The 18,956-nt window shown below is 62.1% G+C and carries 13 protein-coding genes; 5 read left to right on the forward strand and 8 right to left on the reverse strand.

The genetic code is table 11. The features are described 5' to 3' along the window. Positions 1-45 precede the first annotated feature (45 nt). From J2R99_RS07025 to J2R99_RS07040, 4 genes are all read left to right on the forward strand, one after another. Entirely contained in the window at positions 46-444 is a 399-nt protein-coding gene (locus J2R99_RS07025) for a DUF1761 domain-containing protein (protein WP_307153728.1), read from the forward strand. 147 nt (positions 445-591) lie between these two features. Further along, positions 592-2,550: an acetate--CoA ligase gene (gene acs, locus J2R99_RS07030; protein WP_307153729.1), complete on the forward strand. Its 1,959-nt coding sequence runs from the start codon at positions 592-594 to the stop codon at positions 2,548-2,550. 160 nt (positions 2,551-2,710) lie between these two features. After that, positions 2,711-3,217, forward strand: coding sequence for a L,D-transpeptidase (locus J2R99_RS07035; RefSeq protein ID WP_307153730.1), 507 nt, complete (start codon positions 2,711-2,713; stop codon positions 3,215-3,217). A gap of 204 nt (positions 3,218-3,421) precedes the next feature. Beyond that, the gene (locus J2R99_RS07040) at positions 3,422-8,305 is read left to right on the forward strand and encodes an NAD-glutamate dehydrogenase (RefSeq protein ID WP_307153731.1); all 4,884 of its coding nucleotides are present in this window, start codon (positions 3,422-3,424) and stop codon (positions 8,303-8,305) included. Positions 8,306-8,360: 55 nt separating this feature from the next. On the opposite strand, the gene J2R99_RS07045 is transcribed toward J2R99_RS07040, so the two are convergent. From J2R99_RS07045 to J2R99_RS07065, 5 genes are read right to left on the reverse strand one after another with little or no spacing between them, the layout of a single operon-like run. After that, a complete protein-coding gene (locus J2R99_RS07045; protein ID WP_307153732.1) occupies positions 8,361-9,293 on the reverse strand; it encodes an ornithine cyclodeaminase family protein in 933 nt (310 codons plus the stop codon). A 29-nt stretch (positions 9,294-9,322) separates the two neighbouring features. Next, the gene (locus tag J2R99_RS07050) at positions 9,323-10,174 is read right to left on the reverse strand and encodes an alpha/beta hydrolase (protein ID WP_307153733.1); all 852 of its coding nucleotides are present in this window, start codon (positions 10,172-10,174) and stop codon (positions 9,323-9,325) included. Beyond that, positions 10,174-10,953, reverse strand: a complete 780-nt coding sequence (locus J2R99_RS07055; RefSeq protein WP_307153734.1) for an ABC transporter ATP-binding protein — start codon at positions 10,951-10,953, stop codon at positions 10,174-10,176. The genes J2R99_RS07050 and J2R99_RS07055 overlap by 1 nt, the downstream gene beginning before the upstream one ends. 59 nt (positions 10,954-11,012) lie before the next feature. Continuing rightward, the gene (locus J2R99_RS07060) at positions 11,013-12,020 is read right to left on the reverse strand and encodes an ABC transporter substrate-binding protein (RefSeq protein WP_307153735.1); all 1,008 of its coding nucleotides are present in this window, start codon (positions 12,018-12,020) and stop codon (positions 11,013-11,015) included. 44 nt (positions 12,021-12,064) lie between these two features. Continuing rightward, positions 12,065-12,877: an ABC transporter permease gene (locus J2R99_RS07065; protein ID WP_307153736.1), complete on the reverse strand. Its 813-nt coding sequence runs from the start codon at positions 12,875-12,877 to the stop codon at positions 12,065-12,067. 146 nt (positions 12,878-13,023) lie between these two features. Between J2R99_RS07065 and J2R99_RS07070 the strand changes: the two genes are divergently transcribed. Next, on the forward strand, positions 13,024-13,698 hold the full coding sequence (locus tag J2R99_RS07070) for a GntR family transcriptional regulator (protein WP_307153737.1): 675 nt from the start codon (positions 13,024-13,026) through the stop codon (positions 13,696-13,698). A gap of 107 nt (positions 13,699-13,805) precedes the next feature. On the opposite strand, the gene purH is transcribed toward J2R99_RS07070, so the two are convergent. The 3 genes from purH to J2R99_RS07085 form a co-directional block, all read right to left on the reverse strand. Next, positions 13,806-15,410, reverse strand: coding sequence for a bifunctional phosphoribosylaminoimidazolecarboxamide formyltransferase/IMP cyclohydrolase (purH, locus tag J2R99_RS07075; RefSeq protein ID WP_307153738.1), 1,605 nt, complete (start codon positions 15,408-15,410; stop codon positions 13,806-13,808). A gap of 52 nt (positions 15,411-15,462) precedes the next feature. Next, positions 15,463-17,079: a heparinase II/III family protein gene (locus J2R99_RS07080; protein WP_307153739.1), complete on the reverse strand. Its 1,617-nt coding sequence runs from the start codon at positions 17,077-17,079 to the stop codon at positions 15,463-15,465. Positions 17,080-17,217: 138 nt separating this feature from the next. Continuing rightward, positions 17,218-18,705, reverse strand: a complete 1,488-nt coding sequence (locus J2R99_RS07085; RefSeq protein ID WP_307153740.1) for an RsmB/NOP family class I SAM-dependent RNA methyltransferase — start codon at positions 18,703-18,705, stop codon at positions 17,218-17,220. Positions 18,706-18,956: the final 251 nt, after the last annotated feature.

An 18,956-nucleotide genomic window follows, 5' to 3' on the forward strand; every position in this document is an offset into this window, starting at 1 on the left:
GACGATCAAACACGGCCAGGGAGCACACCCTTGCATTTCGGCAGCATGAATTACTTGGCAATCCCGCTCGCCGCGGTCTTCGGCTTCCTCGCCCACCTCTTGTGGCTGCGCATGTTGCCGGCTCCCAAGGGCTTTAGCGGCGATGCCCGGCGCTCATCTGCAGTTGGCGCCCCCGCGGTTCTGCGGCAGATCCTGGTCTTTATCCTGATCTTGGTTATGGCCTACGTGCTCGGCGGCGCGATCGGCCATCTTGGCCCAGGCCAGACGACGATCCGCAACGGCGTCATTTCCGCAGCGATCCTGTGGGCGGGCTTCGTTGCCACGACATCGGGCGTCAATGGTGTTCTCGCCGGGCAGCCCGCGCGACAGATTTTCATGACGGTCGGCCGCTGGTTTGTCGTTCTCGTCGTGGAGGGCTCTCTTCTCGGCGTTTTTGGGGCGTGAATGCCTGCCCTGGTCACGTGTTCGAAGTGTTCGATATTATGTACGAAAGTGCGAGGGGCGTGGCATGGACAGCCGCGCCCGCCTCGGCATAATGCCGCGGTATAATCCGGGCTGTAAGGTCCGACACAACCTTGGGGAGGCTCATCCATGTCTGACGCGAAAGTACATTCCGTGACGCCCGAATGGGCCGAGCGCGCCTTCATCGATTGGGACAAGTATCAGGAAATGTACGCCCGCTCGATCGACGACCCGAACGGTTTCTGGGGTGAGCAGGCGCAACGCATCGATTGGATCAAGCCCTTCACCAAGGTGAAGAATACGTCCTACGACTACCACAACGTGTCGATCAAATGGTTTGAGGACGGCACGCTCAACGCCTCCGTCAACTGCATCGACCGCCATCTTGCCGACCGTGCCGATCAGGTTGCCATCATCTGGGAGGGCGACGAGCCTGCCGATCACAAGCACGTCACCTATCGCCAGCTTCACGAATATGTCTGCCGCCTCGCCAATGTGATGAAGGCGCACGGCGTGAAGAAGGGCGATCGGGTGACGATCTATATGCCGATGATCCCCGAGGCGGCCTATGCGATGCTCGCCTGCGCTCGCATCGGCGCCGTCCATTCCGTCGTCTTCGGCGGTTTTTCGCCCGATTCGCTGGCAAACCGCATCGAGGATTGCCGTTCCGATTTCGTCATCACGGCAGATGAGGGCGTGCGCGGCGGCCGCAAGATTCCGCTGAAGGCGAACACCGACAAGGCGATCGAGCGCGCCGCAAAGGATGGCGCTTCCGTGCGCAACGTCCTGGTCGTGAAGCGCACTGGCGGCGACGTCGCCATGACCGAAGGCCGCGATCTCTGGTATCATGAGGAGATCGAGAAGGTCGGAGCCGATTGTCCGGCGGAGGAGATGGGCGCCGAAGATCCGCTCTTCATCCTCTACACCTCCGGCTCGACCGGAAAGCCGAAGGGCGTGCTGCACACGACCGGCGGCTATATGGTCTACACGTCCATCACCCACCAATATGTCTTCGACTATCACGACGGCGACATCTACTGGTGCACGGCCGATGTCGGCTGGGTGACGGGCCATTCCTACATCGTCTACGGACCGCTCGCGAACGGCGCTACCACGCTCATGTTCGAGGGCGTGCCGAACTACCCGTCGGGCTCGCGCTTCTGGGAAGTCTGCGACAAGCACGGCGTCAACATCTTCTACACGGCGCCGACTGCAATCCGCGCTTTGATGGGCGCCGGCGACGAGGCAGTGAAGAAGACCTCGCGTAAATCGCTGAGACTACTTGGCTCCGTCGGCGAGCCGATCAATCCGGAAGCCTGGGAATGGTATTACCAGGTCGTCGGCGAAGGTCGCTGCCCAGTCGTCGACACTTGGTGGCAGACGGAGACGGGCGGTATTTTGATCACGCCGCTGCCGGGCGCCATCGCACAAAAACCAGGTTCGGCAACGAAGCCCTTCTTCGGGGTGCAGCCGGCGGTCGTCGATAACGAGGGAAACCTCCTTGAGGGCGCGACGGAAGGCAATCTCGTTATTCTCGATTCCTGGCCCGGCCAGATGCGGACGGTCTATGGCGACCACGACCGTTTCGTGCAGACCTATTTTGCCACCTACAAAGGCAATTACTTCACCGGCGACGGCTGTCGGCGCGATGCGGACGGCGATTACTGGATCACCGGCCGCGTCGATGACGTGCTCAACGTCTCCGGTCACCGCATGGGCACAGCGGAGGTGGAATCCGCGCTCGTTGCCCATCCGAAAGTGTCGGAGGCCGCCGTGGTCGGCTATCCGCACAACATCAAGGGCCAGGGCATTTATTGCTACGTCACCCTCATGGCTGGCGAGGAACCGACCGAGGAATTGAAGAAGGAGCTCAGGAACTGGGTACGCTCCGAGATCGGCCCGATCGCCTCGCCGGACCTCATCCAGTTCGCACCGGGACTGCCGAAGACGCGCTCCGGCAAGATCATGCGCCGCATCCTCAGAAAGATCGCTGAGGACGATTTCTCCAATCTCGGCGACACCTCGACGCTCGCCGAACCCGCCGTCGTCGACGATCTTGTCGAGCATCGGCAGAATCGCGCTAGCTGAAACAGCGGCTTTTGATCTGACAGGCCAGGGTGCCGGCGGCTCGCGCCGGCACCCTGGCCAACGATTTTTCTTAAATTCTCAACCAAACCAGTGCTTTTTTCGCCCAATCTCCGGCGGCGGCCGCATAATCTCAGCAAAATCAGGGCTTTGGGGGCTTTGAATGCGGATTGTGCAGAAGTGGGCGGCGGCCCTTGCTGTCCTCGCGAGCATTGCGCTTGTGGATTTGGCCCAGGCGCGGGAGCCGGTGCCGTTCAAGGACAGTTATCGTCCCGGAACGATCGTCGTCAAAACCAAGGAGCGCCGGCTTTACCTCGTCATGCGCGACGGCCAAGCTTTGCGCTACACTGTTGGCGTTGGACGGCGTGGCAAGCAATGGGAGGGGCGCACGCGCATTTCGCGCAAGGTGGTCGACCCCACCTTCTCGCCGCCAAAGGAAGTTAAACACGACATTCCCTCACTGCCGGATCTGATTCCGCCAGGACCGCGCAATCCGCTTGGGCCGCGCGCCATGACACTGGCGGGCGGTGAATATGCCATCCACGGCACCAACCGGCCGAAATCGGTTGGCGGTTTTGTTTCCTATGGCTGCATCCGCATGTACAACAAGGACGTGGTCGATCTCTTCGAACGCGTGCGCGTCGGAACGCCGGTTGTTGTTTTGCCCTAACACCAATCGGTTTGTTTTCATCGCTTTTTCGGGACCTATGCGGGCCGTCGGTCAATAACGATTGCGGCACGCAGCATTTGGCTCTTGCCGGATGCCGGTCGGGGTGCATGTCTTGCCTCAGAGATAGGCGGCCGCTGCGAGAAAGGGCGCTATTTGCGTCCGTTTCGTGCGTCAGGCGGCTGAAAGAAGAGGCGAGGAGACCCAATGCCCGACCGCTACGAGCCGGAAAAGAAGAAACGCATCGAAGAGGCCACAGCGAGGCTTGAGGCAGAGGCCGAAGAGGCGGGCATGGACGCTGCACCGCTCAAACGCTTCGCCGGGATCTTTTTTGCTCATGCAGCCGGTGAGGATATCGCCGTCTATCCGGCCGAAAGCCTAGCGGGTATTGCCAAGGCCGCCTTCGCCTTCATCGCCCAGCGCGACCCAGACGTGCCGAAGGTTAGCCTCAGGGACATTGAGGCGGCGGACGAGCGTGGTCGCCCGGTCACCGCGATCGATATTGTCGGCAAGAACCGGCCGTTCATCTTCGATTCCGTTCTCGGCGAGATCCAGGCGGCGGGACAGCCGATCTATCTCGTCCTGCATCCGATCTTCGAAGTGTCGCGCGACGAGGCTGGACGCCTGACGCAGTTTGCAGCGGCGGGCGCGGAATCGAAGGGCCGTCCGAATCGGGAGAGTTTTCTGCATATCGAGATCGCGCGTCTGCCCGATGAGGCGGCTAAGAGCGAGCTCGAAGCGTCTTTGAAGAGCCTTCTGCAGGAGGTGCGGGTCTCGACCGAAGACTGGCGTGCCATGCGCGACCGGTTGCGCATGGCGATCCGCGACTACCGCGTTGACCCGCCCGAGCTTGATGAGGACGAACTGGAAGAGGCGATCGCCCTTCTGGAATGGCTCGAGGACGACAATTTCACTTTTCTGGGCACGCGCGAGTTCACCTACGAGCAGGATTCGGGCGGCGCACTCGATCATGCCCATGGGGAGGGGCTTGGCTTGTTGCGCGACCCTGAGGTGAAAGTTCTGCGCCGCGGCGCCGAACTCGTCACGATGACGCCACAGATCCAGGAATTTCTGATGAGCCCGGAGCCGCTCATCATAATGAAAGCCAATGTCCGCTCGCGCGTGCATCGCCGTGACCATATGGACTATATCGGCGTCAAGATTTTCGACGACAACAACCGCGTTACGGGGGAATTACGCGTCGTCGGCCTGTTCACCTCGAGCGCATTCACCCGCTCCGTCCAGTCGATCCCCTATATCCGGCGCAAGGTCGACCAGATCCTGAAGCGCGCCGGCTTCGATCCCTTCAGCCATTCCGGCCGCACGCTTCTCAATATCCTGGAGAGTTTTCCGCGCACCGAGCTTTTCCAGGCGGATCTCTCTACGCTCTACGATCAGGCAATGGCCGTCCTGCATCTGCAGGAGCGTCCGCGCGTGCGCGCGCTCAGCCGGGCCGACAAATTCGGCCGCTTCGTCTCTGTCCTCGTCTATGTGCCTAGAGACCATTATTCCTCTGATATTCGCGCTAAGATCGGCGATGCGCTGGCGGAGATGTATGACGGGCGGATCTCAGCGGCTTATCCGGCTTTCCCGGAGGGCCATCTCGCTCGCGTGCATTTCATTGTCGCACGCGAGGCCCGCGATCCCGAAACGGCTCCCGTGGATCCAGATCAGGGTGAGGTCGAAGCGCGCATTCGAACCATTACCCGCACCTTCGAAGACGGCCTACGCGAGGCGCTCGCCAATGCATTTCCCCAGCGAACGGAGCTCTTTGCAGAGTATCGGGAGGCCTTCGGCCGCGAATATCAGGCGGCCTTCACGCCGCAGGATGCGGTCGAAGACATCCGGATCGGTCGTGAGCTCACCGACCGGTCGGTGATTGCAGCGCATTTTCACCGGCGCATCGCTGGCGGATTGAAGCGCACGGCCTTGCGCTTTCATCATCTCGACGCGCCGATCCCGTTGTCGCGGCGTGTGCCCCTTCTGGAAAATCTCGGCTTCGCCGTCGTCAACGAGCGCACATATCTGGTTCGCCCGGCAACCGGCCAGGCCGTCTACATCCATGACATGACGCTTGCCGCCAAGGATGAGGCGGGTTCGGGCGAGGTCGATCCGGTCGGCGATGCCGCTTCTCGGCTGCAGGATGCGATCAGTGCCGTCTGGGCCGGACGCGCCGACAATGACGGCTTCAACGCGCTCGTTCTCTCCGCCGGCATCACCTGGCGTGAGGCCGCGCTCCTGCGCACGATAGGGCGCTATCTGCGGCAGACACAGCTTCCTTATTCACTCGATTACATTTGGCACACGCTCGGCCGTAACGCACTTTTGGCACGCTTTCTCGTGGAGCGTTTCCGGGCTCGCTTCGATCCCGCGATCGAGGATCGTGAGGCCGCAGAAGCTGATGCTGAAAAGGCGCTAGACGGGCCGCTCGACAGGGTAGACAGTCTCGATGAGGACACGATCTTGCGTGCCTACAGGGCTGTCATTCTCGCGACCAAGCGCACCGACTATTTCCAGACGGATGCCGAAGGTGCGCCGCCGCTTGCCATCACTATCAAGCTCAAGCCGCGTGACCTCGCCTTCCTCACGCCGCCACGGCCGTTCCGGGAGATTTTTGTGCATTCGCCACAGGTGGAAGGCGTGCATATGCGGTTCGGACCCGTCGCGCGCGGTGGGCTCAGATGGTCGGATCGGCCGCAGGATTTTCGCGTCGAGGTTCTCGGTCTCGTCAAGGCACAGCAGGTGAAGAACGCGGTTATCGTGCCGGTTGGAGCGAAAGGTGGCTTCTTTCCAAGGTTGCTGCCCTCGGAGGGTAGCCGTGAGGAAATCTTCGAAGCGGGGCGCGACGCTTATGTCGCCTTCGTCGATCGGATGCTTGCGCTCACCGACGATCTTGAGGGTGACGAGGTCATTCCGCCCGAAGACGTCGTGCGTCATGACGAGGACGATCCCTATCTTGTCGTTGCCGCCGACAAGGGCACGGCAACCTTCTCGGACACCGCCAATGCCGTCTCCGAAGCGCATGGCTTTTGGCTCGGCGATGCCTTTGCCTCAGGCGGTTCGGCTGGTTACGATCACAAGGAAATGGGGATTACCGCCCGCGGCGCGTGGGAGGCGGTGAAGCGACATTTCCGCGAGATTGACCACGATATCCAGAGCGAGCCTTTCACGGTTGCGGGCGTTGGCGACATGTCGGGGGATGTCTTCGGCAATGGCATGCTTTTGTCGCCGGCAATTCGCCTCGTTGCCGCTTTCGACCACCGTGACATCTTCATCGATCCCGATCCGGACCTTGAGGTGAGCTTCAAGGAGCGTCAACGGCTGTTCGAAATGCCGCGTTCTTCTTGGAAGGATTACAACGAGAGCCTTATCTCCAAGGGGGGTGGCGTTTTCTCGCGCCACGACAAAACTGTGCCGCTATCCCCTGAGATCTGCGCACTTCTTGGGCTTTCGGGCACATCCGCAAGGCCCAACGAGGTGATCCGGGCGATCTTGAAGGCTCCGGTGGATCTTCTCTGGTTCGGCGGCATTGGCACTTATGTGCGGGCGCCGCACGAGAGCGATGCCGACGTGGGCGACAAGGCGAACGATCAGATTCGTGTCACCTCCGCAGAGCTTGGTGCAAGGGCCGTCGGGGAAGGTGCCAATCTCGGTATGACACCGCAGGCGCGTGTCGATTACGGCCTGCGTGGCGGACGCTGCAATTCCGACGCGATCGACAATTCCGGCGGCGTCAACTCCTCCGACCTTGAGGTCAATATCAAGATCGCGCTGGCACCCTCACTGAGGTCGGGCAAGCTGGAGCTGGAGGAGCGCAACCGCTGCCTTTCCGCGATGACCGACCAGGTCGCCGACCTCGTCCTGCGCAACAATATCCAACAGACACTGGCCATCAGTCTAGAACAGATGCGTGGCCTCGACGCCCTCGCCAATCAGGCGCGTTTCATGAACGAACTTGAAGCGGCGGGTCGGCTCGACCGGGCGGTGGAAGTCTTGCCGGACAATTCCACGCTGTCGGAGCGGCAGGCACAGCGCCAGCCGCTGACCCGGGCGGAGATTGGCGTCCTCTTGTCCTATGCTAAGATCGTTCTCTTCGATGAGCTCGTGGCAAGCGACATCCCCGACGATGAATATCTTGCGCGCGAACTCTTTCGGTATTTCCCGGAGAACATGCAGGAGCGGTTCGGCGATGAGATTGCCGGCCATCGACTGAGGCGGGAGATCATCGCCACCCAGCTCGCCAATTCGCTCATCAACCGCGGCGGGCCCACCGCGATCGTTCGGCTGCGTGACCGCACCGGCGCGACGCCAGCGGACATCACCCGCGCTTACACGGCCGTTCGCGATGCCTTCTCCATGCAGCGTCTGCATGCGGAGCTCGAAGCCCTCGATAATAAGATCGGCGGCCAGCTGCAGCTTGAGCTCTATCTGCGGGTGCAGGATGTTCTTCTCGACCGCATCGGCTGGTTCCTGCGCAATGTCGATCTCCGGTCCGGCATTGGTGCAGTGGTCGAGCGTTTTCAGGAGACGCTGGAGGCGCTGCGGCAATTGCTGCCCGACCTCCTGCCGGAATTCGCCGCAAATGCGGTCAAATCGCGCAAAGCCTGGCTCGTCGAGGCGCAGGTCCCCGACGAGCTTGCCGAGGAGCTCGCCATCCTTCCCGAACTTGCCAATGCGATCGATGTGGCACTTATCGCGGAGCGCTGCGGACGGCCGATCGAGGCGGCCGCGGCGGCCTATTTCGAGGTTGCCGATCGCTTCTGCTTCTCCAGGCTTGAGGCGATGATCCTCGCTGTCGAAAGCCCTGATTATTACGAGAATCTGGCGACTGAGAAGGCGCGCGATCAGCTCGCCTCTGCGCATCGGGTGCTCGCCCTCGACGTTCTCTCCTATGCTAATGGCGGGTTCCCGGACGTCTCCGCCTGGGAAGAGGAATATGGCCGCAATGTCAGCGCGACCGCAAACCGTGTTGCCGCGATCCTCGCCGATGGCCGTGCGACGACGGCCAAGGCCACCGTCGCGGCGAGCCTCCTTGCCGAGCTTGCGGAACAACAGATGTCGAAGACATCAGGTTTTGCCGAAAGCCACTGATGGGGGGCAGCGCGGCACGTCTTGCCGCGCTGCCTCCGCTAATTTCAGATTGAGGCTACACCGTTTCCGACAGAGCGAGCTGCGCGACCGCGAGGTCCTGAACCGCAATTCCGGTGCTGTCGAAAATCGTCCGCTCGTCTTCGCTTTCGCGTCCCACGGCCTTGCCGGCCAGGACGTCGAGAAGTGATGAGGCAGTGCCGGATTTCAGGTCGATACGCTGGAACTCGCCGAGCGTTGCAGACTGAACGAGGTCGTCGTAGAAGAGGCGCGATCGAGCGAGCAAGGACACGGGAAGCTCCTGCTTGCCGGCCGTGTCGGCGCCCATGGCGTTGATATGCTGACCGGCGGGTGACCAGTCTTCTGGAAACAGCTCGGCTTGTGACGGCGTGACGGTGATCAAAATGTCGGAGCTGCGCACGGTGTCTTCGCGTTCAGCAACGATGATCTCGATTTGCGGATGAGCCTCGGAAAGAACCTCTGCGAGGGCGTTTGCCTGACGATCTTCGGGTCCCCAGATGCGCACCTTTTTGATGTTGCGTACCGTCATGGCGGCTTCGATCTGGCTTCGGGCCTGCATGCCGGTGCCGAGAATGCCAAGATCCGTGCTGTTGGGGCGTGACAAGGCCCGGATCGCTACAGCGCCGGCTGCGGCGGTGCGAGCCTCCGTCAGCCAATTGGCTTCCACGCAGGCGAGGGCTTTGCCGCTTGCAGCATCGAACAAGAGTGTCGTCGATTGATGGTTCGTCAAATCGCTCTTGGCTGCGTTGCCCGGCCAATAGCCGCCGGCCTTTAGCCCCACCAGCGCGAACCTGTCGATCTCGCCGGATTTTACGCCGAAGGTGCCGAGCCCACTCGCCAGTCGCTCCCGCACGACAGGCAGATTTCGCGCAGAGCCCTCCGCCACATCACGGAAGGCCGCTGCGACGGCTTCAATGGCGTTCTCCAGGGTGACGCAGGTGCGCGCCTGCGTTTCGTTGACGAGACGCATGTGTCTTCCTTGCTTGTTTGGTTTGCCAGTCAGGCGACGAGGGCGAGCTTTCGGAGGCGTTCGAAGAGGAGTTCGCGCTCGTTGTTGTATCTCTCCATGATGGAGAAGTGATTTGCGCCCGGCTCGACGTGGAATTCGGCGCTGGCACCAGCCTTCTGACAATGTTCGGCGAACAGTGCCGATTGTGCGATCCAGCCCGGGCTCTCAGCGCTTCCGACGATGATGTCGAGGGCGACATCTGTCCTTGGCCGCATTCTTAGCGGGCTGACCGATGCGACCTGTTCGGGGCGCAGCCGGATCGCCTCGTTGACGGTGATCTCAAGTACCGGTTGGAGTTCATAGATGCCGCTTATCAGCGCCGCCGCCGCAAGACCTCCGGGCGTAGGGCCTTCCGATGTGGCCAGCGCGCAGGCGAGAAGGTGGGCTCCGGCGCTGTGGCCTGAGGCGGTGATGCGGGTCTTGTCGGCGTCGACCTTCTCGGCAAGGGACGGCAGAGCCGCGAGGCATCTCGTCGTTTGTTCGACGATCTCCCGCAGCTCCACCCTTGGGCAGAGGCTGTAATTGGCGATGACGAGGGAGATGCCAGAGCGAACAAAGGGCTGTGCGAGAAAGCTGTAGTCGCGCTTGTCACGTCCGCGCCAATAGCCGCCGTGCAGGAAGAGGTGAAGAGGAGTACCTGGACCGGCCGGGAAGATGTCGACCGTTTCGTCATTCCCCTCGCCATAGGAAACGTCGGCGAGATAATCGGGCTGGCTGCTACGTGCCTCTTCGCTCAGAACTTCGGCGCGCGAATGGTAAGCCTCCACGTCCTCTGTCGAGACGCGGGGGTTGTATTGCCATTCGTGGTCTCGAACGATTGCGCTCTCCTGGGCTGTCGGCATCAGGCGGCTTCTTTCTTTTCCATGAGCAGATCCCAGAGCACACGTCTGTATTCAGCGAATTTGCGGCTTTCGCGGATCTCTTCGGCGCGTCCGGCACGCGGCCGTTCGATGTCGACGTGGATGACGTTTTCGATGCGACCCGGACGCGCCGACATGACGACGACCCTGTCAGCGAGCATGATTGCCTCGTCGATCGAATGCGTGACGAAGAGAACGGTCTTCTGCATCGTCTCAGACAAGGTCAGCATCTCTTCCTGAAGGACTTCGCGTGTCAGAGCATCCAGGGCGCCGAACGGTTCGTCGAGGAGGAGGATGTCGGGGTCGATCGCCAGCGCTCGGGCGATTCCGACGCGCTGCTGCATGCCTCCAGACATCTGACGAGGATAGTGATTGCGGAACTTCGAAAGGCCGACCGTTTGCAACGTGTTGGCGATCCGATCCTCGTGTTCATTGCGGGGAACGCCACGTGCGTCCAGGGCGAAGGCGATGTTCTGGCTTGCGGTCATCCACGGCAGGAGACCGTATTGCTGGAAGACAAAGCCGCGCTCCGGCCCCGGTCCGGTGATTTCGCGCTCGTCCAGCTTGATCGAGCCGCCGGAGCGGTCTTCCAGCCCCTGTACGATGCGCAGCATCGTCGTCTTTCCGCAGCCACTGGGGCCCACGACGGTGATGAACTCGCCAGGCTGTACGGTCAGATCGAAGCCGGACAGGGCTTCCACCTCGTTGCCGCGGCGGTCGAGAAAGGTTTTGGAGAGGTTCGCGATCGAAAGAACGGCCATTGAGTATATCTCCGTAGTCCCCGAAGGGCGGCTTGTTCCGCCCTTCGGGTATTCGGTGTTCAGCGCTCGTAGCGCCCAATGTCCTCGAGGACCTCTTGCGTCACCGATTGGTCGACGACGCGATCGGCCGGCAGCACTTCGGCTTGCAGGCCCGTGTCGACGTTCAGCTGCTGCATGTATTCGGCCGCATTGTCGCTGATCAGGCCGTTCGGATCCCAGATGCCCCCTTCAGTGTAGAATTTGTAGAAGGCATCAAGGTCTTCGTCGGAATAGTCAAAATGCTGCTTGGCGACGGCGAGCGCCTCATCCTTGTTGTCGAAGACGAAGCGGGCCGCGAGCAGTTCCGCCTTGATGAAGCGTTTGAGGACGTCGCGTCTGTTCTCGATCATGTCGTCGCTGGTGTCCCAAGGGATCATGACGTAATCGGGCAGATCTTTGCCGACGATGGAGAGAAGCTCGGCCTTGCCACTGCGTTCGACCTCGGGCGAAAACGAGGCGACGGTGGCGTCGACGGAGCCGGAAATCACGGCATTAAGTCGTGCGCTCGACCCTTTGAACGAGACCCAGTTGATGGTGTCGATCTGCTCATCGGTCACTCCTGCTTTGTGCAGCAAAGCGAGGGTCACGACGTGCGGCAGTGATCCGGGGCTCGAAATAGCAACGTTCTTGCCCGGAAGGTCTTTGATGCTCTCCACCCCGGCTCCCGGCCGGACCCAGAAGGCATAGTGAAGGCCATTGTGAACGCCCCCGACGGTTTTGACTTTGGCGCCCTTGGCCGCCGCAACGAGGGTCTCCGACATGCCGGCCTCGATGATGTCGGTCGATCCGGCGATCAGCGTGCGGATGGGGACGGAGCTGTCGGCGATATGTGTGAATTCCACATCGAGATCCTGGTCCGTGTAGAAGCCTTTATCCTGAGCGACGAATTCGACCAGGTTCAAGAACATCTTGGCGGGGAGGGTCAGCCGAACCGTGTCTGCTGCGTTTGCCGCCGTGGCTCCCATAAATCCCGCCGCGAGCGTTGCGGACAAGGCGAGTGACCTTGCCCAACCGAGCGTATATTTCATGCTGTCTGTTCCTCTTGTTGCTTGTGGCGCATTCGGCCCGGGCGCTACCGCCACGAGCCGAGACGCTCCTCCAGCCATTTGACGGCGAAGGTCAGGATGTTGCCGATAATGGCCAGGAGGAAGACCGGGACGAACGCCTTCGCCGTCTCGAACTGGTTGGTGTAGTTGATGATCAGACCGCCGAGCCCGGCGATCGACGTCAGAAACTCCGCAATGACCATCGCGATGATGCCGCGACTCACAGCGAGGCGCATTCCTGAGGCGATGTAGGGCACCGCGGAGGGCATGATGATTCGACGGAAGGTCATCCAGCGCCCCGCTCCAAACGCCTTGCCGATGTCGAGGTAACTCTTCTCGACGTTGCGCACGCCCGACAAGGTGTTGATGATCACGGGAAAAATCGAGAAGAGCGCGACGATCACCACTTTCGACAGAAAGCCGACGCCGACCCAGAGCATGAGCAAAGGAACGAGCGCGATGAGTGGCATCGAGTAGAGCGCGTTGATGTAAGGATCGAGGACGATCTCCGTCGTCCGATTCAGTCCCATTGCGACGCCAATCATCACGCCAAGCACAGCTGCGATCGTGAAGCCAACGGCAAAACTCGACATGGATTGCGCCGTGGCGGTGAATAGTTCGCCATCGGCTGCGAGTGCGTAGGTGGCGGCAAGAACGTCGCTGGGCACGGCGACCAAGAGGGGGTTGCCGTAGCGACCGAAAATTTCCCACGCACCAATCAGGATCACCGCGGTGATGATCCTGATCATCGTGTCCCGTGACAGCACCGATTTGCGCTGCCCGGACTTCGGCCGCGACTGCGTCGCTGCCGTTGAGGGGCTTGAGGGAGCCGAGCTCATCCTGTCATCCTCTAAGACGAGTTTTGTATCTTTTGTGCAAATGGAGACGATCTCAAATTGATTGTCAAACTGTTTGTCAGACAAGATGACATAACGTTCGATGACGTGTACTTTGCTGCACAGATTGCAAGCGAGGTGATGAAGTCGTGAGCAGAATCCAGCGCGTCGTCGCTCCCGTTCGGGGACAGGCGGAGGAGTTTCTCCGTCGAGCGATCGAAAAGGGTGACTTGCTGCCAGGTCATCGGCTGATCGAACGAGAGATCTGTGAAACCCTCGAAGTGAGCCGTCCGTTGGTTCGCGAAGCGCTCCGAGCGCTGGAGTCAGATGGACTTGTGCGCCCGCTCCCGCGCGGCGGGATTGCCGTAACCGTGCTGACGGCGGAAGAGGCGATGCAGATCTACGTGGTTCGACGAGAGGTCGAGGGGTTGGCGGCCTCGCTTTTTGCTTCAACTGCGGGCGAGAAAGAGCGCGTGGAACTGCAGCGCATCATCTCAGACCTGCACACCACATTCGCTGCGGACGATACCGAAGGGCTTCTCGACGCCAAGAACCGCTTCTATGCGGCACTCTCTGTAGGATCTGGAAACAAGGTGTTGCAGGAAATGCTACGCAACCTGCACGGCCGCATCCGGCTCTTGCGCGGGACGTCGCTGTCACGTCCGGGACGGACGGCACAGATGGTGGGCGAGCTTTCCGAAATTGCCGATGCGCTTTTGCAGAAGGATGCCGTGAGAGCCCGGCACCTTACGGAAGCGCATATCGACAACGCCTTGAGGGCGGCGCAAGAGGCACTCCAGGATACCGTCGCCGCCGCCGGATAGCATCAACTTGCCGTGCGGCGAGCCTGAGGCGGAGTCGATTTTCGCCGTTGCAGGCGGCTCGCGGGACCCGCCTGCTTTCTTTACGTTCTGCCTGCCGTTGTCGGTGATCAATGCCGGAAGTGGCGCAGCCCCGTGAACACCATAGCAAGGCCTGCCTCGTCGGCGGCGTCGATCACCTCCTGGTCGCGCAGTGATCCGCCCGGCTGAATCACGGCCGTTGCACCGGCTTCCGCGGCTGCGAGAAGGCCGTCAGCAAATGGGAAAAATGCATCCGAGGCGACGACGGAGCCGCGCGTCAAGGCATCTTCGAGCCCGGCGGCGCGGGTCGCTTCCTGCGCCTTCCAGGCGGCAATGCGGGCAGAATCGACGCGGCTCATCTGGCCGGCGCCGATGCCGACCGCGGCTCCGTCCTTCGCATAGACAATCGCATTCGACTTCACATGCTTGCAGATGCGGAAGGCGAAGATGAGATCGGCGAGTTCCTGTTCGGTCGGTTCGCGTTTCGTCACCACTTTGAGATCCGCCAGCTTGACCTGCGCGGCGTCGATCTCCTGGACCAAAAGACCGCCGGCAATCGACTTCACCATCATGCCTGTCGCCGGCATGGCGGAGCCCGTCAGGAGGACCCGGAGATTGGCCTTCGCCTTGAGGACTTTGAGCGCCTCCTCGTCGGCGTCAGGCGCGATGACAACCTCTGTAAAGAGAGCTGTGATGGCCTTGGCTGCCGCCTCGTCGAGCTGCCGGTTCGCGGCTACGACGCCGCCATAGGCGGAGACTGGGTCGCACATCAGCGCTTTGGCATGAGCTTCCGCCAGCGTGTCGGCGATGGCGACGCCACAGGGATTGGCGTGCTTGATGATGGCGATCGCCGGCCTTTCCGGGTCGAGATCGGCGGCGAGCTGGAAGGCAGCGTCAGCGTCGCTCAAATTGTTGTAGGAAAGCGGCTTGCCGTTGACGAGGCAGGCATTCGCAGCACCTGGCTTGCTCTTGTCGGTCGAATAAAGCGCCGCCTTCTGATGCGGGTTTTCGCCGTAGCGGAGCTCCGATGCGCGCGTCCCAGCAAACACCATCCGTTCCGGGAACTGCGTTTCCGACTGCTCGGCGAACCAGCTGGAGATGGCCGCGTCATAGGCGCCGGTGCGCGCAAAGGCTTTTGCGGCAAGCTCGCGGCGTAGTGTCTTGTCAACGCCGCCGGCGGCAACGGCTTCTGCGACGCGCCGATAATCGGCCGGGTCGGTCACGACAGCGACGAAAGCGGCGTTCTTGGCCGCGGCGCGGATCATTGCGGGTCCGCCGATGTCGATATTTTCGATGATCTCGAGCGGGTCGCTGCTCTTGGCAGCCGTCTCTTCGAACGGATAAAGGTTGATCGCGACGAGATCGATCGGCCCAATCCCATGTTCCTGCATTGCGGCCTGGTGCTCGGCGTCGTCGCGGATCGCAAGAATGCCGCCGTGGACTGCGGGATGCAGCGTCTTTACGCGCCCATCCATGATTTCCGGAAAACCGGTCACCTCGCTCACGTCCTTGACCGGCAGTCCAGCCTCTTTGAGCGCCCGGGCCGTGCCGCCGGTCGACAAGATTTCCGCGCCGGCTGCAACGAGCGCCTTGGCGAACTCGACCGCTCCGGTCTTATCGGACAGGGAAATAAGGGCGCGCTTGACGACAACGCGTTCAGGACCGGAAGAGCCCTTTTTGGAAGAAACCGACATGGTGAGCCTCGGGGACGTCGCGAAGAATGGAAGAGCGTCCGGTCTTAATCCCTCAGGCGAGGCGCGCAAGTCTCCAGGCAACGGCGCGTGCATCGCCCACCTCGCCGCTCACCACAATCTGCAGACTGCGGCCCGACCCTCTCGAAAGAGAAAAAATCGTGCTTTCTTCAAGAGCCAGCGGTTGATCGGCCGTGAAGCGCCACACGGCCCCATCGGAGAGGACGAGATCGATATGCGGCGGCATGTCCGAGTCTTCGGGCACTTCGACCCCGACGCTCGGCTCCAAATGAAAGCGGATGTCGAAGGGCGTTCGCTCCGAACCGTTGCCCTCAAAGAGGTCACGCCCTTCCAGAACAAGACCGCCGCCGGCCAAGACAAGTTGACGGCGATGCACGAAACCCAGCGTCTTTACGTAGCCGTCATGGGATAGTTCGAGAAGAATCGTGCCGTCTTTTTCCTGCCGACGGTTCCGCTCTACGCGCTTCGGACCGCTGACGAGGAGGACACGCTCGCCTTCAGCCTCTAGACGGCTCGAGGACATATCGGCGAGCGTTGCGGTGGAATGCGCCGCCGTCAGCCGTGCGGCGCGTCTCAGGGCCTCGTAGCGGGCGCGGGGTGCTCCGCAATTGATGATGAGGCGCTGGCCATTGTGGGAAAATTCGAAGGCGAGGGTGCCGGCATGTGCTTCGGCACTGAAGGCGAGCGGCGGTGGCGGACCCGCATCAACGATCAATGCCGCCTCGCCCGCTTCCAGACGTTCGAAGGCCGAATAGGGGGCGGAGGCGACGGGTTTGCCGAGCGCCTCGTCATAGGCGAGCACGGTGGAGAGCTGATCGCGACCGCCCGCCGAGGCGCCGTTGAACTGGGCAAAGGCACCGTCGGCATGGCGGAAGAAGCGCAGCATCGGCATGGCGCGGTCGATCGCGCCCAAGATCGCTTCTGGGGGGTGCTGGCCGCGCGCGACCACCGTCTGACGGAGTGGCAGAAGGTCGAGAAGCGCTTCAAGAATAGCGGCCGGAGAGCGGGAGATATGGCCGCCATCGGGCAGGAACTGCGCGCCAATCTCATGACTGACCCGCTCCAGGCCGCGTTTGGCGAGACGTTCCTGGCGCGACAGGCAAAGCCCGGCCATGGCAAGCGCAATCGCCACCTGCAGGCGCGGCAGGCCTGGCTCGGCGGCATAGAAGGATTTGCGCAGGAAATGCGCGTGGCGCAGCATGGAACGCACGTAAAGGCGGTAGAAATCGTGGTCCGCGCCTTCCAGAACCAATGCCGATTGCGACAGAAGCGACATGGTGCGCCGTGCTGCCACCGGAGGTTCCCAGGCGACGGCATGATGGCGCCTTTCGGCACTCATCCAATCATGCACGATGACTTGCGCATTGGAGCGGGCAACCGGCGTCGCGGCCGCCTTCAGGTGCCGCAGCCAGCCGAAACCGTGCAGCTCTTCGGCCCAGTCCGAACTTGGCGGGATCATTTCGAAGGGCGATTTCCCCTTCGTCTCAACCCATTGCCCTGCAAATGAAAATCGGCCTGAATAGACCTCCTCCGCGATCGTCGGATCGGCGGTTCTGAGGTCGGGCGGGGCAATCAAAAGCTGTGATCTGCCGCCGCCGCCAATGAAAGCGGGTGTTCCGATGAGCGTGCCCAAGCGGAGACGGCGGCTCACGCGTTCGGCGCGTGAGAGCGTCAGCCTCCATCGGTCGCTCGAGGCCAGGGGTGCCATATTATTGGCGCGTAACGGGGTTTGCGATTCTTGGCAAGCGAGGCGAGAGGCCCGGAAACCGCGCGCCCACTGCTTTTTCGCTCAATTTAGCCGCCGCCAGCGGGCGGCGAAGAAGCCGTCGACGCCGCGAGAATCGCCACCAAAGGCCATGCCGGGCAGTGAGCGGAAGAAACCCTCAGGCGTGCAAAAGTCCTGAAGCTCGGGGAATTCCGCGGCGTGAAGCGGCATCGGCTCGAACATGTCGTGGCTCTTGGTGAAGATGTGGGCCTGTTCCTCGCCTTCCTCGGGCTCCAGCGAGCACGTGGCGTAGACGAGAATCCCGCCTGGTTTCAGCCAGTTGGCGGCGCGCGCGAGCATATCTTGCTGCACCTTGCGCAGCATCACGATCTCGTCTTCGCGCTTCGTCCAAGGCAGATCCGGATGCCGGCGAATGGTGCCGGTCGCCGAGCATGGCGCGTCGAGAAGGATAAAATCGAAGGATTCCGCGGGCTGGAAGGAAAAAACGTCAGCCTCGGCGAATTCCGCCGAGAGACGCAATCTTTCAAGGTTGCCTTTGAGACGACGCATACGTGAGGAGGATTTCTCAACCGCGGTGACGATGGCACCGCCTGCGACAAGCTGCGCTGTCTTGCCGCCGGGGGCGGCACAGAGATCGGCGACGCGTTTGCCGGAGATATCCCCGAGGAGACGCGCGGGGATTGCGGCGGCGGCATCCTGCACCCACCAATCCCCGGTCTCATAGCCGGGGAGCTTGGAGACGGTGTGCAGGCGATCGAGACGCACGCTGCCATTCGGCAAAAGATCGCCTGACAGACGTTCGGCAAGTTCGGCGGGATCGGATTTCGGCGTCAGATCGAGCGGTGGCGCGTCGGCATGGGCGGCAAGGATCGCGGCGGTTCGCTCCGGACCCCAGTTTTTCTCCCAGCGCGCGATCAGCCAGTCGGGCGCGCCGTTCACTGAAGCCGCAGAGGCCAAAATCTCGCTGCGCTCGCGGGCGATGCGCCGGAGCACTGAATTGACGAGCCCCTTGGTCTTGGCGGTGCGCCGGTCGCGGCCGGCCGCCGTCACGGCGAGATTGATCGCCGCGTGATCGGGAACGTCGAGATAGAGGACCTGCGTGGCGCCGAGATGCAGAAGCGCGGACAGGCGGTGGGCTTTCTCGTCGAGGGGGCGTTCCAGACGCTTTCTGATCGCATCCTCGATGGCGCCGCGGTGGCGCAGCGCCGCATCGAGGATCGCCCGCACCAGCCCCTTGTCCTGCGCCGACAGGGCGCGGAAGCCCGGCGCGCCGCCGGCCTCCAGAAGCGGACCGAGAGGGCTGCCGTCGCGCACGACTTTGAGGAGAATGGCGGTTGCGGCGTCGCGTGCGGCAAGGCCCGGCGGGCCCGGCTGGGCCGTGCCCCTTCCACTCGCCTTGCCGCCCGTCTTGGGGCCGCCCGTCTTGGGGCCGCCCTTGCTTGGGCCCTTGCCGGCGCCTGAGCGATGCGGCCGCGCCCCTGAAGCGGCACGGCTTTCCTGCGTGTTGTGCGGTTCGCGAACATCGCGCCGCGCGCCTTCGTCAGCGCTCATGAGCGGCTCGCCGATTCTCTGTCGTCATTCTGTCTTCCTAACGGCGCGACCACCACTTGACCATCGCCGCATCGCAGCTCTGCGGCAAGGAGGCCGCAAAGCGACGGCGCCACCCTGGGATGGCGCCGTTCAAATCTTCATGCCGCATGTCGCATGCAGGAATGGTCAAAAGATGGTGGGAAGCGGCGTCCAGGCATCCGTCGCTACCGCTTCTCCTGCAAGCCGGTGCCATGACGCCCGCGTGGCTTCGG

Origin of the sequence: Rhodopseudomonas julia (assembly GCF_030813515.1) — a bacterium.
GTDB lineage: Bacteria > Pseudomonadota > Alphaproteobacteria > Rhizobiales > Afifellaceae > Afifella > Afifella julia.